This is a genomic window from Hyphomonas neptunium ATCC 15444, assembly GCF_000013025.1.
Lineage (GTDB): Bacteria > Pseudomonadota > Alphaproteobacteria > Caulobacterales > Hyphomonadaceae > Hyphomonas > Hyphomonas neptunia.
In genome coordinates this window covers 2,587,192-2,609,857 of the sequence record NC_008358.1, presented here as the reverse complement: position 1 = coordinate 2,609,857, position 22,666 = coordinate 2,587,192, and the positions used below count along the sequence as shown (strand labels likewise).

The 22,666-nt window shown below is 57.0% G+C and carries 18 protein-coding genes; 9 read left to right on the top strand and 9 right to left on the bottom strand.

What is annotated here, in order from left to right:
• The 7 genes from HNE_RS12260 (at window position 1) to HNE_RS12230 (ending at window position 4,460) form a co-directional block, all read left to right on the top strand.
• Complete coding sequence (locus tag HNE_RS12260; protein WP_011647474.1) at window positions 1–342, top strand: c-type cytochrome; 342 nt, start codon at window positions 1–3, stop codon at window positions 340–342.
• Window positions 339–1,616, top strand: coding sequence for an NAD(P)/FAD-dependent oxidoreductase (locus HNE_RS12255; RefSeq protein ID WP_011647473.1), 1,278 nt, complete (start codon window positions 339–341; stop codon window positions 1,614–1,616). The genes HNE_RS12260 and HNE_RS12255 overlap by 4 nt, the downstream gene beginning before the upstream one ends.
• Window positions 1,613–2,068: a sulfur oxidation c-type cytochrome SoxX gene (soxX, locus tag HNE_RS12250; protein WP_011647472.1), complete on the top strand. Its 456-nt coding sequence runs from the start codon at window positions 1,613–1,615 to the stop codon at window positions 2,066–2,068. Before HNE_RS12255 ends, soxX begins: the two co-directional genes overlap by 4 nt.
• A 7-nt stretch (window positions 2,069–2,075) precedes the next feature.
• Window positions 2,076–2,549, top strand: a complete 474-nt coding sequence (locus HNE_RS12245; protein WP_011647471.1) for a SoxY-related AACIE arm protein — start codon at window positions 2,076–2,078, stop codon at window positions 2,547–2,549.
• A 14-nt stretch (window positions 2,550–2,563) separates the two neighbouring features.
• Complete coding sequence (soxZ, locus tag HNE_RS12240; RefSeq protein ID WP_011647470.1) at window positions 2,564–2,884, top strand: thiosulfate oxidation carrier complex protein SoxZ; 321 nt, start codon at window positions 2,564–2,566, stop codon at window positions 2,882–2,884.
• On the top strand, window positions 2,881–3,675 hold the full coding sequence (gene soxA / locus HNE_RS12235; protein ID WP_011647469.1) for a sulfur oxidation c-type cytochrome SoxA: 795 nt from the start codon (window positions 2,881–2,883) through the stop codon (window positions 3,673–3,675). The genes soxZ and soxA overlap by 4 nt, the downstream gene beginning before the upstream one ends.
• Before the next feature lie 395 nt (window positions 3,676–4,070).
• Window positions 4,071–4,460, top strand: a complete 390-nt coding sequence (locus HNE_RS12230; RefSeq protein ID WP_011647468.1) for a hypothetical protein — start codon at window positions 4,071–4,073, stop codon at window positions 4,458–4,460.
• Between the two features lie 152 nt (window positions 4,461–4,612).
• On the opposite strand, the gene HNE_RS12225 is transcribed toward HNE_RS12230, so the two are convergent.
• The 4 genes from HNE_RS12225 to HNE_RS12210 form a co-directional block, all read right to left on the bottom strand.
• Window positions 4,613–8,377: an Ig-like domain-containing protein gene (locus tag HNE_RS12225; protein WP_011647467.1), complete on the bottom strand. Its 3,765-nt coding sequence runs from the start codon at window positions 8,375–8,377 to the stop codon at window positions 4,613–4,615.
• 4 nt (window positions 8,378–8,381) lie between these two features.
• Window positions 8,382–8,936: a hypothetical protein gene (locus HNE_RS18745; protein WP_011647466.1), complete on the bottom strand. Its 555-nt coding sequence runs from the start codon at window positions 8,934–8,936 to the stop codon at window positions 8,382–8,384.
• Window positions 8,937–8,947: 11 nt separating this feature from the next.
• Window positions 8,948–9,724: a hypothetical protein gene (locus tag HNE_RS12215; RefSeq protein WP_011647465.1), complete on the bottom strand. Its 777-nt coding sequence runs from the start codon at window positions 9,722–9,724 to the stop codon at window positions 8,948–8,950.
• Between the two features lie 196 nt (window positions 9,725–9,920).
• Window positions 9,921–10,856: a helix-turn-helix transcriptional regulator gene (locus tag HNE_RS12210; protein ID WP_011647464.1), complete on the bottom strand. Its 936-nt coding sequence runs from the start codon at window positions 10,854–10,856 to the stop codon at window positions 9,921–9,923.
• A 573-nt stretch (window positions 10,857–11,429) separates the two neighbouring features.
• On the opposite strand from HNE_RS12210, the gene HNE_RS12205 reads away from it, so the two are divergent.
• A complete protein-coding gene (locus tag HNE_RS12205) occupies window positions 11,430–12,476 on the top strand; it encodes an NADP-dependent oxidoreductase (RefSeq protein WP_011647463.1) in 1,047 nt (348 codons plus the stop codon).
• Between the two features lie 454 nt (window positions 12,477–12,930).
• Window positions 12,931–13,341 carry an HU family DNA-binding protein gene (locus HNE_RS12200; protein WP_083759084.1) on the top strand — a complete coding sequence of 137 codons (411 nt, stop codon included), beginning with the start codon at window positions 12,931–12,933 and terminating at the stop codon, window positions 13,339–13,341.
• Window positions 13,342–13,637: 296 nt separating this feature from the next.
• On the opposite strand, the gene HNE_RS12195 is transcribed toward HNE_RS12200, so the two are convergent.
• The 5 genes from HNE_RS12195 to HNE_RS18740 form a co-directional block, all read right to left on the bottom strand.
• Window positions 13,638–14,867, bottom strand: a complete 1,230-nt coding sequence (locus tag HNE_RS12195; RefSeq protein WP_011647461.1) for an NAD(P)/FAD-dependent oxidoreductase — start codon at window positions 14,865–14,867, stop codon at window positions 13,638–13,640.
• 35 nt (window positions 14,868–14,902) lie between these two features.
• The gene (locus HNE_RS12190; RefSeq protein WP_011647460.1) at window positions 14,903–16,975 is read right to left on the bottom strand and encodes a catalase; all 2,073 of its coding nucleotides are present in this window, start codon (window positions 16,973–16,975) and stop codon (window positions 14,903–14,905) included.
• A 136-nt stretch (window positions 16,976–17,111) separates the two neighbouring features.
• Entirely contained in the window at window positions 17,112–20,375 is a 3,264-nt protein-coding gene (locus HNE_RS12185) for an error-prone DNA polymerase (protein WP_011647459.1), read from the bottom strand.
• On the bottom strand, window positions 20,372–21,976 hold the full coding sequence (locus HNE_RS12180; RefSeq protein WP_083759133.1) for a Y-family DNA polymerase: 1,605 nt from the start codon (window positions 21,974–21,976) through the stop codon (window positions 20,372–20,374). The genes HNE_RS12185 and HNE_RS12180 overlap by 4 nt, the downstream gene beginning before the upstream one ends.
• Window positions 21,873–22,607 carry an ImuA family protein gene (locus HNE_RS18740; RefSeq protein WP_011647457.1) on the bottom strand — a complete coding sequence of 245 codons (735 nt, stop codon included), beginning with the start codon at window positions 22,605–22,607 and terminating at the stop codon, window positions 21,873–21,875. Before HNE_RS18740 ends, HNE_RS12180 begins: the two co-directional genes overlap by 104 nt.
• Between the last annotated feature and the right edge of the window lie 59 nt (window positions 22,608–22,666).

Here is a 22,666-nt window from a genome sequence, read left to right as displayed (position 1 = left end):
ATGGGCCGGATACGACTTCCGGCCCTGGCGATTGCCTTCCTGCTGCCTGTCATCGCAGCGTGTGGCACTGCGCCGACGGCGCCTGTGGAGACGCCCGCGGCGACAGAGGCGGATATGTCTCTTGGCGCGGCGCTCGCGCTCAGCTGTTCGGGCTGTCACAGCCCGGCGGGCGGGGCGATCACAAACCTTGAGGGCCGGACGGCAGACAACATCCGGCAGGCCCTTCTGGTTTATTATCAGGACCCGGATGGCACAACGGTGATGCACCGCATGATCCGGGGCTATAGTGAAGCCGACATCGAGGCGATCAGCGCCTATTTGGGTGAGGAGGCCACCGAATGAGCCGCGCCGGACCCGACCGCCGTGCACTACTTGCCGGCCTTGGAGCGGCGGCGCTGACCACTGCTTTTCCTGCCGGCGCCGGAGCCCGGACACGTGCGCGCGTCGTAATCGTGGGCGGCGGGTTTGGCGGCGCGACGGCGGCCCGGTTTGTCAAAACATTCCTGCCGGAGGCTTCGGTCACCCTGATCGAAGCAAACCCTGTCTACACCGCCTGCCCGTTCAGCAATCTGGTGATTGGCGGGGAGCGGGAGATCACCGGCCAGCAGTTCAGCTATGAAGCGCTGGCCGCCGCTGGCGTGAGCGTCGTGCATGACCGCGCGATCGCGGTGAATGCCGCGCGCCGGACGGTGACCGGCCAGTCCGACGCCGTGTGGAGCTATGACAAGCTGATCCTTTCGCCGGGTATTGATTTGAGATGGGACGCGATCGAGGGCTATGGTGAGGACGCCGCCGCCATTTTCCCCCATGCCTGGAAGGCAGGTGAACAGACCCTGCTTCTGCGCCGGCAGCTAAAAGCGATGCCAGATGGCGGGCTTGTGGTGATGTCGGTTCCGCCTGCGCCGTTCCGCTGCCCGCCTGGGCCTTATGAGCGGGCGAGCCTGATTGCGCAGTATCTCAAGAACCAAAAGCCGAAATCAAAACTGCTGATCCTCGACGCGCAGGACCAGTTTTCGAAACAGCCGCTGTTCGAGGAGGCCTGGGCGGAGCTTTATCCGGGCGTTGTCGAGCGCCGGGGCGCGCAGGATTTCGGCCGGGTGGTCTCTGTTGATCCCGCCGCGCGGACCCTGGCAACGGAATTTGAGTCCGTGACGGCCGATGTGGCCAATGTCATTCCGCCCCAGAAGGCGGGGGCCATTGCCGGGATTGCCGAGGTGAGCGATGCGACCGGCTGGTGCCCGGTTGATCCGGTGACCTTTGCCTCCACCCTGCAGCCGGACATTCACATCATCGGGGACGCCATCATCGCCGCGCCGATGCCAAAGTCTGCCTTTGCGGCCAACCTGCAGGCCAAGCTCTGTGCCTTTCAGGTTTCGCGCCTGCTGGCGGGCCTGGCGCCGCGGCCCGCGACGCTGACAAATACGTGCTACTCCTTCACCTCAAGCGACACGGCTATCTCGATCACCGGCGTCTACCGCAGCGGCGAGGGCGCGTTCGTCTCGGTCGATGGCTCCGGAGGCACCACTCCGCTGGGCGCGGAAAGATATGTGCGCGAAAACGAGGCGATGCAGGCGCAAACCTGGTTTCGAACCATTACACGGCAGGCGTTTGGATGAATACGCAGGGCACGCTGGCGGCGGCGCTTATGGTATTGCTGAGCGCCTGCGGGCAAGATAGCGGCGCCGGCCTTGCCAGCGAGGTGGTGATCGAGGCCGACTCCATTCCGGCCTCGCTGACGGGCGAGGCTGGCAGCATGGCGGCAGGCGCGGCAGAGTTTGTTTCCCGCGAGGGCGGGCATTGCGTGCTTTGCCATGCCATTGAGGGGCTGGAGGCGGAGTTTCAGGGCAATGTCGGGCCGGACCTGACGGGCGTTGGAGAGCGGCTCACGCCGGGCCAGATCCGCCTCAGGATAGTTGACGCCCAGCGGATTTGGCCGGACACTGTGATGCCCGCCTATTACCGCACCGGCGGCCTGCGGCAGGTGGGGCAGGAATTTGACGGTCGGCCTGCGCTCACTGCTGGGCAGATAGAAGACCTGGTCGCCTATTTGAGTTCACAGGGAAGCTGACTGCGCCATGTCTCGTCCTCACTCACACCCGCCATTGTGGCGCCGGCGCGCGTTCCTCGCTGCCGCTGGGGCGGCTGTATGCCTCACCTTTCTGCCCCTGCCTGCAGCTGCCGAGCCAGAAGACGCCGATGAGGCCATCCGCAATCTGTTTGGCGATCGCCCCATCCGCGAAGGCAAGGTAACCCTCAAGCTGCCGCCGATTGCCGAGAACGGCAATTCCGTGCAGCTCACCGTTTCCGTCGACAGTCCGATGACGGAGCAAGACCATGTTCGAAAGATCGCCATCATCTCACCTCGCAACCCGATTCCCGAAATCGCAATCTTCAATCTGGGGCCTTATTCTGGCCGGGCGGAGGTCTCTACGCGCGTGCGCCTTGCGGGTACGCAATCGCTGAGGGTCATAGCCGAGATGAATGATGGATCGCTCTGGGTGGGCAAGGCCAGCACCTACGTCACGCTTGCCGCGTGCATTATCGGATAATTTGAGAAGCGCCCATGGCCGTGATCCGGATCTCCGCACCCGAAACTGCAAAGCCTGGCGAGATCATCGAACTCAAAGCGATGATCCAGCACCCGATGGAAACCGGCTACCGTCGCGACCAGAAAGGCAAGATCATTCCGCGCGACATTATCACCGATTTCCGGTGCACCTATAATGACGCTGTGGTGTTCGAAGCGGAGTTCTTTCCAGGGACGGCGGCCAATCCCTTCGTTTCTTTCTTTGCGCGCGCCGTGCAGACCGGCCCGATCGAATTCGTCTGGACCGATCAGCACGGACAAAGCTGGTCTGAGCGCCGTGTTCTGACGGTTTCATGATAAGGGCAAGTCTCGCTGCCCTGATCTGTCTTGCGGCCTGTGGCGAGCAGACGCCGCCTCAGATGGCCGCAGACAGCGCCCTTGCGCCTTCCGAAGTCCGGTCGGGCTACACCTTTCTGCAGCCTGAAACCCAGGCGCTGCAGGATGATGACTTTTCCAATCCCTCCTATCTCTGGATCGATCGCGGCGCCGGGCTGTTTTCGCAGGCGCCCGAAAAGGGCGGGGCAGCCTGCGCCAGCTGCCATACGGGCGCGAACCTGCCGCTGGAGGGCGCCGCCGCGCGCTACCCAGCCTATGACGAGGCTTCCAAATCGCTGGTCAATCTGGAAGGCCGGATCAATCTCTGCCGCCAGCAGCATCAGGCGCTGGCGCCTCTGGCCTATGAGAGCGATGATCTGCTGTCGCTGACCGGTTATGTCGCCAGTTTGTCGCGGGGCGAATCTGTTTCGGTGTCGATCGAAGGCCCGGCCGCACCCTATTACGAGATGGGGCGGGCTTATTTTTTCCAGCGCAAGGGCCAGCTCAATCTTGCCTGTAGCCAGTGCCACAATGAGCATTGGGGACGGCAGCTGCGCGGCGACACGATCAGCCAGGGACATGGCAATGCCTTCCCGGCTTACCGGCTGGAATGGCAGGCGTTCGGTTCCCTGCACCGGCGGTTGCGCGACTGCGATGCGGGCATAAGGGCTGAGCCCCTAGACTATGGCTCGGAACTTTACACCGCCGTGGAACTCTATCTCGCCAGCCGGGCTGGCGGCCTTCCCATGGAATCGCCCGGCGTGCGCCGATGAGCTGACCCGCCTCCGCTTCCGAAGTATGATTCCGATGGAGAGCCGGTTACTCCGGCCTGAATGGTGCTATTTTCCGTTCCGCCAGCTGTTCAGGTGAGAATACGAACTGCGCCGGATGCGCTTGGAAAAGCCGCGCGATTGGAGCTGGAGAGATCGGAAGAATAGCTGGAAAGAATTGTTATAATTGTCCAACTACGGATGGTTTTGGGTGTAAAGCCACCGATGTAAAAGTCGGGCGAACAGCGCGCCACAATGATCAGATGCTTCATTTGGGCAATGCCAGTTCCGCAGTGAAGTTCGGCGCTTCTATTTATCTTCCATAGAGCAACTGCACTATTTTCGCCGTGCAGGCGATTTTGCAAATTGATTCAAACCGCATCTGAACGGAGCCATGTATGATGTTACTCGCACTTGTTTCGCCTCTCGCCGTGGCCCTCTCCATCGGATCGGCGCAATTGACCCTCGACGGCGAGACCACCACGCACGAAGTTACAGCCTGCGCCATTGAAGCGGATGGCGGCATGCCCGCTCGGCTTCTGATCGAAGAAATGGACCTGACACTCAATGTTGTCCATGCCGATCATATGCAGTCAATCAGCGTGATCCGGGACAATAAAAATTGGACTGCGAGCCGGCTGTTGATGGGTGGGAACTGGATGAATCAAGGAGAGGCGGGTGAGCCGATTATCACCCAATGGGGGGACTCAATTCGCGTTGAAGCGCTGCTGACAGCTGCTCAGGACGATGGCGAAAAGACCGTGACGCTCATCGCTCGCTGCCGTTAGAAGTCTGGCCCGGATTCCGGAGGCGCGCGCCCTCCTGCCAACCTCCCAAACAGCTCTATTTTCGGAAATCACGTGCGGCGCCCTGCGACGACGAGGGGAGATGAAAACTTCTTCCTGCAATGCGCCCGCAATCTAATTCAGAGAAACTGGCTTCATCCTGATGGGCATTCGCCATTCGCCGTGAAACCAGCACTCATGCCCTCGCCACTGAGGATGCCACCCGCCGACACGCGCCCGTCCTTGAGAGTCAGAAACCAATCTGCGCCATCTTCTCCCTTGCTGTGGATTTCAGCAGATGTGCTGCGGCTTAACGTGGCTGAGATCAGTCCTTCCACAGAACGCTTCATAAGAATTTTCTGAGGAGTGCCCGGTTCTGTCTCGAAGCGGATCTCAACCGTCCCGGTGCCTGCATTTGATTCACAGCTGAGGATTTGTGCGGGCAAGGTAACTGATTGGCCCAAGCTCAACGTGATTTGCGCGCGGCCTGCCGCGCCCGACGGGGCAGGTGAAGAAGGGACCTCATCCGGCGCGGGCACCGGCCGCGAGGGGCGAGGTGGCGGGAGCACTTTCCTTGAAGATGGGGAGGCCGCTGTCGCCGAGGCCAGAGATAAGGCTTTGAACGGAATGCGTGTTTCTGAAGCCAGGAGCCTGCCGTCCGCCGCTTTGAGCATGGTCCCGAATACGGCGGTGTAGGTGTTGGCCTGATGCGGTTCCTGCGGGCTGACTGATATAACCGTACCAGAAGGGTCCAGAACTGTTTTAGCCGGCACGTCCCGGCCCGACGGGTCGAGCAAGCGTACATGTGTGAGCGAGCCAGGATCAAGTGGGACGTTAAAGACAAGCTCTGCCGCCTCCACAGGGGCCGATCCGGCACCGCCTGCGGGCAGGGCCAGAAGCGGCTGTAGCGGCGTGTCGATTTCGACCGGCAGGCGTGCGCTGCGTTCATTCACGCCGTCATATGCGATGATCTCGAAGGCCGCCGCCGGGCCGGGCCGCAAGGTGGCAGGATCAGGTTGGAAGGCTGTTTCATTCAGCAGGACAGCCAAAGTCGACCAGCTCTCGCCGTCCGCTGTGAACCGGACCGTGTAGGATAAGGCGTCATCCTGGCTGCCGGGCAGCCATTCAAGCTGATCCCCCGCCCTGAATGCCGCGTTGCGCGGATGGGATGTGAACCGGGGCGCTGCGAGTCCACCAGAGGCGCGCCGTTCTGCCAGGACTTTACCGTCCAGTGAAAAGATAATGCGCGACGGTGTGGCGGAAACCGGAAGGGTTACCGCGAAGGGCCAGCGATCGGCGCGTCGGCCCGCGACGCTGTCGGGACCAGCCGCGGCGCGGGCGAGCGTGCGGCCCTCTGCGTCCTCAATACGGATCTCATAGGGGCCGTCTTCGTCAGCAAGGCGCGCCCTCGGGCCGGGCACACGGATGGCGGGCAGCAATCCTGAATTTTCCCCGTCCGCCAGTCCGGAAACCATGATCCACGCCGGCGGCGCAGGGGCGGCCGGCGGCGTATAAGATGCGGGCCAGAGCCGGGGCTCCAGGCCAGGCGAAGTCTGGTTCGCCTGACGGATTTCTCTGAGGGCGGATGGGATAGAGGCATGGCCGCTGCGCGTCAGGCGCAGCATGGAGGGCATACGCTCCACCAGCCAGTTGTATTGCCGGTCGTCGATCCAGTATTGCTGGCGCGGCTCCCAGAGACAGGGAAACATGAGGTTGAGCAGCGGCGCCGTGCTTTGCGCATTGCCAGTCTCGCTGGATTTGGGCCAGCCATGGGCGCCATCCAGTGTGATGCGCATGCCCTCTATACTGGCCGCGGTCTGCTTGAATCCGGCGGCGCAGACTTCTTTGCGGTGTGCCGGGCCTTGCGCAAACGGGATATGGGGAAGGCCAAAGATGTGGCCGAATTCGTGGACCACCAGCGGGGCGGTCACAATCGCAGGCGTTCCATTGGGTCTGAACCCCGCGGTACCCATGGCAACGAGGGGGCGTGAGGAACCATCGTCGCGCAGCAGGTCGTTGAGAACCGGGCTGGCGGGCGCGCCGCCGTAGGCCTCGCCCGGATCGACAATCAGGCCGTCAGGCTGCTCGAAGGGTGTGCCTGCCTGCCCGCCGCCCAGGCTGGGGGGGTGGTAGGAGACCAGGATGTCGGCGCTGGATGTGGCGGAAATATGCTGATGAAACAGGTTGAGGAGGCCGGACCAGTCGCCGATGCTTTCGGCGGCTGAGACGGGATGATCGCCGTCGCGGTAATTATTATACCCGTCACTGCAGACGACCCATTCGATACCCGGAACAGAGCAGATCGTGTCGGTGATATTGTACGTTCCGCGATACCGCATACTGACACGCGCAACCGGCAGGAGCTGGTTGGCGAACATCCGTTCTTTCTGAGCTGACTGGATAATCTGGTGAACGGCCGCGTCTTCCGGGCCTTCGTTCATCCATTCGGAATGTTCGGCAATGAAAAAGTCTACCGTCAACTGATCGACGCTCTGACTGGCATAATCCATGTCGCGCTCAATGGTTTCGGGCTCAAGCTCGGGGTCCTCGGGAAAGTATTCATCGGCAAGCACATTAGCGATGAAATCATTTGGGCGGTCGCTGGCCGTGGGCGTCCAACCGAACAGGTTCAGGCTGTCATGGCCCAGTCGTCTGTCTTCATCATCGAACTGGTCAGGCCGCTCAGCCCGCATCTTGCGCATGGGGAATGACAGCTTGTCCCGCTTGTCGCGTACATCGACCTCGACCGGATAGCTTTTCACCTGATAGTCCGGGTGAATATCTTCCAGCTCCTCCCAGTCCACATAGATGCGCGCGGCCGCTGGCTTGCCATCAACAAGCGGGGCATTGCGGGAAACCTGATAGATGTCGAGGCGCAGGTTTTCCGGTTCCACCAGCGTGGAGAAAAAGAATTCATAGTCTTCGTCAAGCGTCTCTCCGTCTTCTCCGACAACACCACCAACACCGCTGGCAAGGATGATGTCGTAGATGGTGCCTGGCCGCAGCCGCTCGCGTGGCGTGATGCGAAGCAGGGTAGGCGTTTCCAGAGAATATTCCGCATCTACGTAGATGTATTCGCCATCCGGATCGCGGGTTGTCATCATTATGGTCGAGTTATCGAAGCTGCCTTCATATAGGGGCTCGCTGAATTCAATATCAAATTCGGCGCCGTCCAGGACCACATTCTCCCGGCCGCTCATGGGCTTGGTTTCAACGACTGTGAAATGCTCGGCTTCATCGCAAAGGGTAGAGGCGAACAGTTCTTCCGTTTCCGGCGTGCGTTCGAGTTCGAATTTCAGATCAAGATTGAGATATTCGAGCCAGCCTTCCTGGTCGCTGTCCGTATCGATCAAACCGTTCCTGGCGGGAACCACGGCGGATCTGAGGCGCCCCGAAACCTGCAGCGTGAACGTGTCGTCAGTCCACTGTGTTTGCAGTGTCGCGGGGTTGTCGAGTACCGGACCATATATTGGCATGACCATGAGATCATCGCGGCCCGTGTCCGCCAAGAGGTTCTGGAAGTTAAACGTGCCGGAACCGGGAGCTGCATCCTTGAATTCCAGGACATGCACCAGACGGGTCTGGCCCCGCTGGGGGCCGCACGGGATCATGCCGATACTGATTTCAGAAAACGACAGACCTTTACGGTTTAGCTGGTCATGCAGGATGATGGCGAAATCATCCCTGTCCTGATAGCCGCGTCTCACGAAAACGGCTTGGCCACCAAGCCTGCCGCTTCCCTGAGAGACCGTGCTGCCGCTGACCGTCCCTTGCCATTCACCCACGACCCTGTCTCCGTGCAGGGCGTCATAAGCGTCCTTGTAAGGTGCATTCTCATCCCTCAGCTGAGCAGACGCCGGCAGCAGTGCGAGAAGCGCCCCAAGGCACAGCGATGGTAGTAAACGGCTGACACGGTACATGTGCTTACTCCTCCTTGAGGAGAGCAGTCTCAAACGTGCCTTCAACCGGCAGACAGTCCGCCATGTTGATTTCCTCGAAATAACTTTCCTTGGCGCAGATGGTTGTCGTGAAGCGGCCGGATACGTTCGCGTTGCCATCATCTAATGAAAGGGTATCGAAGGTTACCTGAGTTTCGCCGCCGCCTTCATCGCTGGTGTAGAAAGGCTTGCCCACACCTTCCGGCCAGTAGGACACCGAGCCTGCGGTTACTGATGCGGAGGCATCGCTTCCCATCACAGAAATATCCAGCGCGAGCACATTATGCATCATCCGCTCGGATTGAGGGTCGTGCGCCTGAAGGACCAAATTGACCACCGGACCAAAGGTGCGAAATCCGGCGGTGGATGTGCCTTCGGAAGCAACTTTTCGGGTTTCGCCAGCATAGGCCTTGCCGCCGATGGAAGCTTCGATGGTTCCTATCGGCGCGCTCTGCACTTGTGCCATTGCCTGCTGTGTCGTGTTAAATGCAATGCCGGTGAGAGCGGCCACGCAAAGCATACGGGCCGGTATGAAAAACATGAAGATGTTCCTTATTCTGAGGGTCTTTCCGGAAAGGACCAGCCATCGTGTTCTATGCGGAAGATCCTGATGGGAGAGCGGGGAAGGGAGGTGTCTGGGCGCAGTCTAAACGTCACGCGCTGCTTCTGGCCGAAATTGACGATGTCGACGTGAAGGGTGATCATGCCGCGCAGCACCGGTTGATCAGGATCAGGTAGAGGCTTCGAAATGGTTCCCTCGAAATCCTGTGCGCCGTAGAGAGGATCAGCGCCGAGAGGACTGGCCTTCATGCTTTCCACCACATCGGAAGAGAAATAATCACCTGCATTGGCCGGGTTAAGCGGATGTGTCCCATCTTCTGACGCGGGATCTGCTGCATCATAGAGCGCCTGCACAAGTCGCTGTGCTTCCAGGACCAACTCATCGCCAGAGCCTGCCAACTCAGTCTTCGGGGTTGCGAATGCGTCGTCAGGCCGAATGTATTGCTGGGCGACCCATCCGGCGCGTCCCATATCTGCAGAGCGCATCAGGCACCAGCGCGGCGGAAGGTCGGCCATTTCCGTTTCACTTAACGTCATAAAGTAAGCCGGGGGATAAAACGGCACGCAGGTGATCTGCTGCATGCCGCGTTCATCATGGGTGAAATGCTCAATGACAGGATAGCTTGTGCCGGGGCCAGTTCGGGCATTGAGAACATCTTCTTCGGCGACTCCTGTGACCCGCCATGCGTCCGGTCCGTGCCCGTCTATTTCACCATATGCCGGGAGCGTCCCCATAAGGGCTGAGGCAAGAAAAAGCCGTATTCTCATCTTTGCCGTTCCCCACTGTTGCCCCGACTGGTGCCCCCCACCGCGCCTGCGATTGCGTTTGATCTCATTGTTTCTCCTGTCGTTGACACGCCTCAAGCGGCCAGAAGATCATTTCCGGGAGTAGCGTAGCCTTGGGTAGTCAGCAGAGAAAATAGTGCAAATGGCCCAGGCGGGAATTGCGCGGTTTTCGTTCAGATCAGGCTTGCCTGAGCAACGCAGCAAGCGAGGCTTTGCTGGAAATACCGAGCTTGTCATAAATCCGAACGAGCTGATTCCGGACTGTGGATGGCGAAGTATCCAAAGTGGCGGCGACCTGTTTGTGGGTCATGCCCGTGGCAAAAAGCTCGGCGACCTGCCTTTCACGCGGCGTTAGACACGCCAGTTCTGGCTGGAAAAGGATGTGAATAAAATAATGACTATCGAAATCTGACAATCGCGCAGTCAGAGACTGTCCGCGCCAGTAATGTGTTTTAACCAGAGTGCCCATGACTTCCGGCGGAATGCGCGCTGAGAAATCGCCCCATTCTGCGGATGTGAATTCCCGAAAAGCGCCGTGTTCTAAAAGTATCCAACCCTCCTGATCCACCAGAGCGACAGCTTCTTCTTTTTGAAATGTCCGATGCGTCCAAAGTTCGCGATTGATACGCAATGCCTGCGAGAGGTGCGGCATCAACGCCTGCTTGAAGGAGCGTTCTGTTTCTGAAAATTCGGATGGTCTGTCATCCGCACAAAGACCGACAAAACTCACATACCCATCCGTATGCTCGGCTTTGATCGTCGCCATCATGTGTGAGGCATTTACCTGCCGCCAATGCTCATTGTAGGCGAAGCTCCTACGAAACTCCGGAACATCATCGAAGCGCGCAGTGGTGCCCAGGTGGCGTAAGGTCAAATCGCAGAATGCATCCTGATCGGCGACGGCTTCCCAGTCTTTCAGAACGGCTTCGCTTTGGTCTAGTACAGTAAGATCAGAAACAAGCCGGCCATCGGCCCAGCCGCCGCCCCATACAGCAAAATCAAAGGGGATCAGGGATTGGAGCTTCTTCAAAGTATGAAGCCGAAAGTCTTCCGGCCTGCGTTGCGACGCGTTGTGGTAAAGCTCGAACAGGAAGTCGGTGGTTTCATAACTCATCTGTCAGACGAATTAACGCGTATGTGAATACAATGCAAATCAGTGGAGGTTGAGACCAGAGCGAGTGTTTTTTGGATGAACGCAAGATTGATATATGCCCTGATGTCTTGCGCTATCGGGGTGATACAGAAACGGGTCGCCACCATAAAAATGGTTCAGAAAACTGTCTCTCCCCACGTCATTGAAAAGAGCTTTCGGTGCGGCGGTCAGATTATATATGATCAGTAAGCAGATATTTCGATCTCGACACACGCGTCCATTCCCAGTCACAATTCAAAATAAGACGAAATTCCGCACTGCAAATTATGCTCCGGTAGTCAAAATTAATAGTTACCCCATTTTCAATGGGAGTATCTGGATAGACCACACCGAAAATCCGTGCCTGAGGATGGCGTGGTATTCCTTCCTATGAATTCTTCCTGGCGGAAAAGATGATAGGCGAGTTTTCCAGTTTACCTGTCTCTCAATATGAATTTCATACTAACAATTTTCCACCCCTGGCGTCATTGATTGACATGGGGTGAGCCCGCCGCTCTGTTTGGTTTCGGGGCTCAGTGCAGCATTGGAGTGTTTATGCCGGTTAGAATAAACCCACACTGGATTCTGGCGCGTACGCCAATTAAAGGGTGGCCCGTTGATGAGGATTTTTCTTGGCGCGAAGCCCCGGCGATCTTGCCTCAGCTGGGACAAATGTTGACGCGCACGATCTACCTTTCGCTTGATCCTTATCAATGGGGGCGCCGGCGCAGAGGTGTCGAAATTCCTGGCGAAGTTTGCCATGGCCGTACCGTTTCGCAGGTTTTGCAAAGTCGTATAAAAGGATTTGAGGCAGGCGATTATGTGTTCAACACAAATGGCTGGCAGACTTACGGCCTTACAGGTGAAGGCATATCTGATTTCGGCTATATGCTACCGCGCAAGATTGATCCGAACATGGCGCCAATTTCTTCCGCCCTCGGCATTCTCGGAATGCTGGGGTTAACGGCCTATGCTGGCATTGTCGTGCAATGTGCGCCGCAACCGGGAGAAACGGTTGTAATCTCCGCCGCGTCGGGCGGCGTAGGGCAAGTTGCTGGTCAGTTGGCAAAATTGCGAGGGTGCCGGGTCGTGGGAATCGCGGGCCGTGAAGAAAAGTGCGCCTATGTGCGAGATACTCTGGGGCTGGACGCCTGCATTTCGCATCTCGATTCGGACTTTTCAGAGCGTTTGCGTGCGGCCTGCCCGGACGGCGTTGATGTTTATTTCGAGAATGTAGGCGGGCGTGTGTTTGAGGCTGTTTTGAACCTTTTCAATATAAATGCTCGCATCACCCTGTGTGGCCTTGCCTCGCAGTATGGCGCAATGAATGAAGACATCATGCAGGTATGGAATGAGACTGGTGCAGATATATTCAGTAGACGAAACGTCATAGTGCATCCGCTTTTTGTAGGAAACTTTGTGGTGAGTCATCAAGATCAGTTTCTTGCCGAGATGGCTGAATGGTTGCGAGGCGGGCATATGCACTATCTGGAAGACATTTCCGATGGCCTTGAGAGCGCACCGCAGGCATTTCGGGAGATGCTGGCAGGTGGAACTTTTGGAAAGACGCTCGTGCAGGTTTCAGCCGATCCCACGCTATAAGGCGGATCATAAAGTGGCGTGATCCTCGCCAAAGATTCCAGAATAATCGGAATACGGAATTGTAAGGTGCATGCCCATTTGCAAATATCGGCATGTTCAAATTTGCGAGTTCTCGCAGATTTGAGACGCGGCGGATCAAAATTGTTTCCGGGGTCTCGGTTTTAAGGCATTATCTTTCTCGGGGTGTCGGCTGTTAAAAGTCAGTATAAAGATAATAAAACTAGATTTCAGAAATCAAAATTTTGCTAAATATCGGCCGCCACACCACTATTTGGCCGTTTTCTCGCTATATGCGCAGCGCTCATTCCCCGAATTGTGCGGCTTGCGCAACCTTTCAAGCAAAGATATGCGAACTCGCTCTTCAAAGAATCATCCGCGGCAGTGAAGATAGTGTGGGCGAAAAGTCTGTGTTTTCATTGCTTTCTTTATCCACTACCTGAAAAAGGAAAATTACATGGCTGTTAAACCAACACCTGCAAAAAAAGCTCCTGCAACAAAAGTTGCAGTGAAGAAGGCGCCCGCCAAAAAAGTGACGGTCGCAAAAAAGCCTGCTGCGAAAGCCGCGGTTGCAAAAAAAGTAGTGCCTGAGGTGCTGACACTGAAGCATCTGGCGGCAGAACTTTCTGAGGCCCATGAGATGCCGAAAAAGCAAGCTGAAGCCGTTGTGAGCGATTTCATCGACCGCATGGGTGGTCATCTTAAAAAAGGAAAGAAGCTGCGCATCGCCGGGCTTGGCATCCTTCAGGTTCGTAAAAGCCCAGCACGTAAGGGTCGCAATCCGGCAACCGGCGAAGAGATCAAAATCAAGGCATCCAAAAAAGTTGCCTTCCGTCCATCGAAGGATCTCAAAGAGCGCGTGCTCTAAGTCCCACTTGGTATTTATTCTGAAGCGCCTGGCCTTGATGCAACTCGGTCAGGCGTTTTCTTAACTTCATTCAGCTGCGCGAGGGTCAATTTCAAGCCGCCAAAAATTTCCGCATGAATAGACGTGAGTATATGTTCAACGTGCTCGTCGGATCATTGCGTTGGCAAAGCTGCGAGATCGATACGGGGGGGCTTGGGGGCCACCTTATCTCATGTAGTCATGGCATCAGCATGCATTAATCTTCATGGATAATGCCATGCCAATCTGCGTCAAGTATATCGAAAATTCACGCGCCATCAGCGCATTGCAAACAGTCCAGCGTCGGGATCTTTGCCGCCGTTTATGGCTGCCGTCACGATCTGCGCGGCAATCATAGAGAAGGTTATGCCGTTGCCGCCGAATCCCATGATGGCGAAGATCCGGTCATATCCTTCAACCCTGTCAATGATGGGCAGCCCGTCTTCCGTCACGCTGAAGGGCGCCGCCCAGCGAAACTCAGGTTTACCCACGGATACTCCAGTAAGGTTCTCTAGCTTGGCGGCAATGCGCTGAGATTTGCGCTGCAGAACTGACTTTCTGGTGTTTTTTTTCGATGTGGGTTCGTCTTCACCTCCGGCCACAAGACGTCCGCTTGGGTCTGCCCGGAAATAGAGATAGGGGTCAGAGGCTTCCCAGACGATTGTCTCACGCATCCAGGCAGGCATGGAGTCAAGTGGCCGTGTGGCGATAGCCCAGGTTGATGTTACCTTGTGCAGCGAGCTTTGCATTTTCTTGAGGAACTCATAGCCCGTGCAAAAGACGGCATGGTCTGCGGTCAGCACACGGCCATCCTCTGTTGCGAGCGCTATACCCGAAGGCAGTTCAGCCATTTCGGTTATCTCGACAGGGGCGGCGATGACCGCGCCACGCTTTTGAGCAACGCGCAAGAGACCAGCGGCGAGTTGCGCGGGGTTTGCGCTAGCGGAATCGTAAGAAAGGATCGCCCCATCACGGTCAATTCCATAATCCTCCAAAACTTCCGAAGGATGGAGAAATTTTGCGCGAATGCCTATTCGGCGGCGGGCGGCAGCTTCAGCGGCAAGCGCCGCACCATTCATTTGATCGCCGGCAAGATAAAGGGCCGGTTTAGGCTGCATGTTGCAGTCAATCCCTAGTCTCTCTGTCAGTTCTACAAGGTCGGAGACGGCGGCAACTGATCGGCGCCACGCTGCGTTTGCCGCGCGCGGTGGCATCTGCTTTCTAAGCGCCGTCAACGGAAGATCTATTTCATGTTGGATCATTGCAGTGGATGCAGGCGTGGAGCCTCGTACAGGCGCCCGCCTATCAATCACCAGTACAGTCTTACCGTCTCTGGTAAGAGCTTCTGCAAGCAGGGCGCCACTTATCCCGGCACCAACGATAATAACGTCTACATGGCCTATCTCTGGATCGGCCCTGAAGTTTACGGAACTCCCAGGGAGGCTGAGCCAAAAGGGTTGACCGGTTCGCAGATCATCTTTGCGGGTATCATCTTTCTGCTTTGCCATATTGCGGGCACCTCCTTACAGTGGCGCCCTTGGGCTCAAGCCAGATCGCGCAGATTAGATTCACGATCCCAATACCGACGCGCGGCAGCCTTCGCCCATTTTTCATTTGGCACGATGCCGTCGTCAAACACAATTCCACAATCTTCCAGAAGCGCCTTCGAGCCAGGGCAATACCCAATGGCTTTCAAATGTGAATATGCGTCACTCACCCAGCCGCGTGCAGCAGAGTCTTTCATCAGTTTCTCAACCTGATCCGGCATCAACACCATTGCGACAGCATCAAACAGAGGCGATGGTGAGCCTGCAAGCTGGCCATCTGCTTGGAGCATTCCACCCTTGACCTTCAGAGGGCCAACTTTAGGCGCCACCAAGTATACCGAGCCACCCTTGCCTTCAATACTCGACGTCAATTCATCGATTGCGTCCTTGTCCGATCCTTCCGCAAAGAGGATAGCTACTGTTCGGCCCCTTATCGTGGTTTGCCAGTTCTTCTGTATAGAGAGGGAATCGGATGATCCCAAGTCTACTGGTTCTCTGAACGGCGGCGTCGCAGCTGGCACTTTCAATCCCAAGCCATCGGCTACACGTTTTGCAAGGTCGTGATCAATGTTCCGAATAACGGATAGCGTGCGCTTGCGGATGTGTTCAGTTCCAACTTTAGACAATTCGAAGACAAGTGCCGAGGCAATATGGGCCTGTTCATTTTCGGTTTGAGAATGCCAGAACATGCGGGGTTGGCTGAAATGGTCGCCAAAAGTTTCGTCCCGCACCCTTAATTTGTCCGTTGGGCTGTTTCCTAACTCGGTATTGCTCTCGAATGTTCGGAAGCCTTCTTTCGAGGCGCGTGGACCAGCAGCTTCACCCGCTTCATCCAATGTATTCGGCTCATAGTTTGCGCGGCCCTTTGGCACGAATGTCTGCATCATCCCATCGCGCTGCATGTTTGCAAATGGGCATTTCGGCGCGTTGATGGGTATCTGATGGAAATTGGTTGTTCCTAGGCGAGACTTTTGTGTGTCTAGATACGAAAACAGTCTGCCTTGAAGAAGGGGATCATTCGTGAAATCTATTCCAGGAACGACATTGGAGGGCAGGAAGGCAGCCTGTTCATTTTCAGCAAAGTGGTTGTCGGGGTTTCGGTCCAGAACCATCCGCCCGATGATCCGTACTGGGGCTATTTCCTCGGGCACGATCTTGGTTGGGTCGAGCACATTATAGGGAAGCTCCTCAGCGAGTTTTTCGGAGATTACCTGAATCCCGAAATTCCATTCCGGAAAATTTCCTGAATCGATCGCCTCCCAAAGGTCCCGGCGGTGAAAGTCGTTGTCGGCTCCCTGCAGCTTGGCAGATTCATCCCATACCAGTGATTGCAGGCCAAGCTTTGGCTTCCAGTGGAACTTCACAAAAGTCGATTTCCCCTTCGCATTCACCAGCCGGAAAGTGTGAACACCAAATCCTTCCATCATCCTGTAAGAACGAGGGATCGCGCGATCAGACATGGCCCAGATCATGGTGTGCATGGTTTCAGGCATCAGCGAGATGAAGTCCCAAAACGTATCGTGCGCGCTCGCCGCTTGTGGAAAGCCTCTGTCAGCTTCCATTTTTACCGAATGGATAAGGTCTGGAAATTTGATTGCATCCTGAATGAAAAACACCGGAATATTATTTCCAACGAGATCCCAGTTCCCTTCGTCAGTATAGAATTTCACCGCAAATCCACGCACATCGCGCGGTGTGTCCACTGAACCCGCTCCGCCAGCAACGGTCGAAAACCGCGTAAATACAGGCGTCCTCTTTCCTTTTTCAGAAAATAGACTTGCGCGCGACAGTCCGGGAATCGCATCGGTACATTCAAAATAACCATGTGCTGCGCTACCTCGTGCGTGGACGATGCGCTCAGGAATGCGCTCATGATCAAAGTGGAAGATCTTTTCCCGTAGAACAAAGTCTTCCAGAAGTGTCGGCCCCACCGATCCGGCGCGCAGGCTGTTTTGATTATCGGATATCCGAACTCCATGATTGGTCGTTAGAGCATCGCGTGGACCTGATGATGTCTGATGCAGCTCTCCGGCTTTTCCTTTGCCCGATTGGATCGAACGTCGTGACATAACTGCACCCTCTTGTTGCGATTGAGTTCCTGGGGGATTCAAAGAATGTCCCCAGGAACAGATAAACGCGGCAGAGTGTCATCGGTTCCGGGCGCATCGTGAACTGGTGGCCAGACAGGCGGTGGGGCGACGCGGACTAGTGAAAATCGCGGCTAGGCGGAATGACGCGGACGTTGCGAGGGTGGCCGTCACCCGCCATTCGTTTGGGTGGTCCATCTCTTTCCGGTACTGGTCTGGCCACCTCATCGGGCCTCGCGAGAGCGCCTTTGAGCGGATCACGAAGCATATCTTCTGTCAGCAGGTTGAGCTCACTCGTACAGTCAATGAGTTGTTCGGCAACAATGTGCGTGACATTTTCCGCAGTCTGAACACGACCCTTTACCTGGATAATCCTGGAACGCATCACAACAGTCCTAAATCGCTCCATTACCCGCGGCCAGACTACCAGGTTGGCGATGCCTGTCTCATCCTCCAGCGTAATGAACACAACGCCGCTGGCGGTTCCCGGCCGTTGACGGACCAGAACAATACCAGACGTCTGAACGCGACATCCATTAGGAAGACGAGCGGCGTCATGTGTGCTGAGGACGCCCCGGCGAGCGTGCAGGGATCGAAGAAAATGCATCGGGTGGCCTTTCAAGGAGAGCCCGGTTGTCTGGTAGTCCTGGATCACATGTTCCGAAGGCGGGATTACGGGGAGTGTGATGCCCGTTTCGCTGCCCTGCTCGGAGAGACCGGCTGTGGCAAACAGGGGCAGGGTTTGCTGAGGCGCTTCCCCACGTACTTTCCAGAGTGCCTCACGTCGCGTCAGGCTCATCGAGCCGAAAGCATCTGCCGCCGCAAGCCGCTCGAGCACCGAACGGGTCAGCTGTGCGTGTTGCATCAGCCTGTCCGGGGTTTCATAGCCTGTGCCGCGACGGACCATAAGGCGTTCCATGTCTTCCCGGTTAAGACCATCGACCTGTCTGAAGCCTAAGCGCACCGCGAAACTGCCTGAGGCCCTTTCATCTGGCTCGAGAATATTATCCCAGTCGGAATAGTTCACATCTACGGGGCGCACCTCCACGCCATGCGCCTGCGCATCCCGGACAATTTGCGCAGGTGCATAGAATCCCATCGGCTGGCTGTTGAGGAGGGCAGCACAGAAAACGTCCGGGTGGTGGCATTTTATCCATGAGGAAACATAAACGAGCAGGGCGAAAGAGGCTGCATGGCTTTCCGGAAACCCATATTCTCCAAATCCTTTTATCTGATCAAAACAGGATTTCGCAAAGACCGGATCGTAGCCCCGTTTGATCAGATTGGAGACAAGCATTTCCTCATATTGGTGGATGGTGCCGACATTCCGGAAAGTTGCCATTGCCCGGCGCAGGCCATTGGCCTCATCCGCCGAGAACCTGGCAGCATCAATGGCGATCTGCATCGCTTGTTCCTGAAAGAGGGGGACACCGAGCGTCCGGCTCAAGATGGATTCAAGTTCATCAGGCGGCCCCTGGTCAGGAGACGGGCGAGGATAGGAAACGGCCTCAATCCCTTTACGCCGGCGAAGATAGGGATGAACCATATTGCCTTGTATGGGACCGGGCCGAACGATCGCCACTTCAATGACAAGATCATAATAGGTGCGGGGACGCAGGCGGGGCAGCATTGCCATTTGTGCGCGGCTTTCCACCTGAAAGACGCCGATGCTGTCGCCCTTGCACAGCATGTCATAGGTGGCTCTATCCTCTTGTTCGACGCTGGCGAGCGTATGCAGGGTGTTTTTATGCTCCGTAAGGAGATCAAAAGCCTTGCGGATGCAGGTCAACATACCCAGAGAAAGTACATCGACCTTCATGATGCCGAGGGCATCTATATCGTCCTTGTCCCATTCAATAAAAGTGCGATCCCTCATGGCGGCGTTGCCAATGGGAACGGTCTCGATCAGATCCCCGCGCGTCAGCACAAAGCCGCCCACATGTTGAGAGAGGTGGCGCGGAAAGCCGAGCAATTGTCGCGCGAGCTGTACCGCGCGCCGGATCAGAGGGTTGGCAGGATCCAGCCCCGCTTCCGCAATCCGATTGTCGGGCAGAGTATCACTCCAGCTGCCCCAAACGCCGTTGGCCAGGGCGGCAGAGATGTCATCGCTCAGGCCAAGCGCCTTGCACACCTCCCGGATAGCTGAACGCGAACGGTAGGAAATCACTGTTGCCGTCAGGGCGGCGCGATGTTGGCCATACCGCCGGTAAACATACTGAATTACTTCCTCGCGCCGTTCATGCTCAAAATCGACGTCGATGTCCGGCGGCTCCTTCCGCTCGGGGGAAAGGAAACGCGCGAACAGGAGCTTTGTGAGGGTAGGGTCAATGCTGGTAATGCCGAGGCAATAGCAGATCGCCGAGTTTGCTGCCGACCCGCGGCCCTGGCAAAGTATGTTCTGGCTCCGTGCCCATTGCACGATGTCGTTCACAGTCAGGAAGTAAGGTGCGTAGGAAAGCTGATCAATAATGCGCAATTCATCGCGGATCTGACGTTCCACCTTTTCCGGAACCCCGCCTGGATAGCGGCCACTGGCACCTTCCCACGTAAGCCGTTCCAGATGTTCCTGCGGCGTTGATCCAGGAGGAACAGGCTCGTCGGGATACTCATAGGCAAGCTCGTCCAGGCTGAACCGGCAGCGCTCAGAGATCTCGACAGTGCGCGCGACAGAAGACTCAAACCCTTTGAACAGCCGGGCCATTTCCGCGCCACCCTTAAGGTGGCGTTCGCCATTTGCCTCCAGAAGAAATCCCGCCGTATCAAGAGTATGGTGCTCGCGGATACACGTCAGAACATCTTGAAGGGGGCGGCGCTCGGGAGCGTGATAAAGCACGTCATTTGTCGCCATCAGGGCAACGCCAGCGCGTGCTGCCAATTCCGCAAGCCGGAAAATGCGCTCACGGTTGCGGCCGGAATAAGTATAGCGCGCAGCAAGGTAAGTCCGGCCGGGCGCGGCGCGTGCAATTTCATCCAGCGTACGGCCAAACGGCAGGCAGAGGGCTTCTGGTGGCATAACAATAAAAATCTGCCCTTCGCTGGCTTTCAGAATATCTGAAACAGTGATGTGACATTCGCCCTTTGCTGCCCGCATCTTGCCTTTCGACAGAAGGCGGGAAAGCCGCCCATAAGCCGCGCGGTTCATTGGGTAGGCGATAATCTCCGGCCCATCCGCCGGCACGAGACGCGCTCCGACCAGGAGACGCAGCCCTGCTTCCTTTGCTGCCACATGCGCGCGGACAACGCCCGCCAGCGTATTTCTGTCGGCAATGCCGATTGCTACATGGCCAAGGTCTGCCGCACGTCTTACCAACTCGTGGGCATGGCTCGCGCCTTGTAGAAAGGAAAAGTTTGTTGTAACCGCCAACTCGGCATAGGCTGTCATGAAAATAATCCCTGAACGAACCAATCAGGCGATTCTCCCCGACCATCCCCATAAAGACCTTCGCGGAACACCCAGTAGCGCCTGCCATCTTCATCCTCCACGCGGTAATAATCTCGCGCGCGGGGTAGGCTGACTGTTTCTTCAGGTCGTGGGGGCAGGTAGGTCCACCATTCCGGCGCAATCCGCTCTGGGCCGTCCGCGCGGATTACGCGGCGTACCTTTCGCCGCCATATGAAGCGCTGGGGTGGGCCATCCGGCACCTCAGCAATCACCTCAACCCGCTCGGCGCGTTCAAACAGACGCGCCGGGCGCAGGCCAGGCAGATTATAGGGGCGAGCGGCGCCGGCCAGGTTTTGACCAGAAAATGGAACGGTTCTTTCTGCGGCTTGCGGGGGGTGATGCGCTTCCGGGATCGTGACCGTGACGACACCCTCGCCAAGCCGGGCATTGACCCGGTCAGCGAGTGCGGCGAGTGCGTCTTCATCGACATCAGCTTGGGAAAAGCCGCCGGAAATCAGACGGCTGCCTGTTGCCATCTCTCCTGTCCGGAAAGCCTCCAGCAAAAGAAGGTCAATTCCAAAGCCAGGATCAACCGCATCAGTCTTTTCTCCAAACAGGCGCATCACATGTTCGGGTTTGCGCACAGGGCGGGCGGCATTAACGCGTATGCGGGCAATTTCGCCATCAGACCGAAAAGCCTGCAGCAGGAAGCTTTGAGCACCTACGCCGCTGGCAGACAGATGCTCGCAGAGCTCTTCTGTCAGACGGGAGAGGCCGGCGCTTATTCCGGCGCCATCCGTCAGGGGTTCTGGACAGGGCAGTCTGGTGGAATAGTCTGGAGGAGGTCTGAAGGGTGTGAAAGGTTCGGGCCGGATGCCCAACGCCTGGTCAAGGCGTAAGCGCACCGCATCAGCGGATTGCCGGGAATTGAAACGGCGTGTCAGGGCTTTGCGGTCAATGTCATACAGTTGCCGGATACGAGTAAGGCCAAACCGGCGCAGGAGGATCTGAGAGCTCTCAGAAAGCCGCAAGGCACGCGTGGGAAGATCCGCAAGCCCGGTACGTTCATCTCCATTGGCGAGGATGACGGGTTTGCCCATCTCTACGGTAGCATGCGTAAGCGCCCACGCTGCCCCAACGGTTCCGGCAATTGCGATTTTGTGACCATAACCTGCATGGGCAAGCTTTGCGGAAAGTTCGGCGGCCATCCCGGACTCGCCGCCGAACAGGTGATCACAGCCTGTCGTTTCGAGAATCAGTCCGTCAATGCCATCAACACCCACCAGAGGAGAAAACCGAACCATCCAGCCAGCTAATGCCGTAAGAGCCCTTGCATCATTTTCCCGGTCAATTTCTTCGCTGGCCAAATCGGGCAGGGTGGCGCGTGCGTCAGTAAAACGCAAACCGGCGTGAATACCGGCCGCTTGTGCGGCCTTGTTGGCAATAGCAACAACAAGTCCGTGAGGGGACGTCTCATGCAGGATGAAGGGCCGGAGCTTATCCGGATTTCCGGTGTGCGAAGGTGCCGTAGGGTGTCGCCTGGCGCGCCGCAACCTGTCCAACGGCCACTCCGGAAACCATACTGAGAGATAGCGTCTCATCGTTCCATTCCAGATCAAACTCATGTCCCGCCATTCCGGGGGCGGATCGGCACCGTTCCAACAATGCGTGCCATCGCGAGTGGCCGGGCGCGCGAAAGTCATAGAGGTTAGAGGCAGAGGGGCGGGGTGATATGCGCCAACGCGTAATGGCCGCCGTTGCGCCGCTACATCCATACGACAAGAGCAGGGTTAAAGGTACGCCATGACGTCCGGATGCGAGTGCCAGGCGACGGGTAGAAGTGAAATCAACCTCTTCAACTTCCGCAATCACATGGCTGGCGGCTCCTGAAACAATTGCTTCCTCCGCTGCCCAAAGTGCATCTTTGGCCTGGCGTGCGGTGATGTTCAGACGGCGTACATTCTCTCCGCACATTTCGCGCAATGCCGCTTCCGGCAATGTCCCCATATCCCGCACAATGCTCGCTTGAGATATCCACAGGAGAGCGCCTTTGCGGAGGGGCCTGGCGGCTGTCAAAACAAAGCCTGTCGCGGCGGCACGATCCCCATAAGCTGTTTCGGCCACTTCATGCAGCCCGTGCTTCCCAAGGCCAAACGGGAAAGTGTTCTCCTGCCCTGGGGGGGCCGTCAGAGAGCCAATTATGCCTTTGGATTTGAGTGTGGCGAGGTCCATATGTTCTTATTTTGTTCTTTTTGATTTGAGTCAATAAGTAGATTCAAAATCAAGGGTCG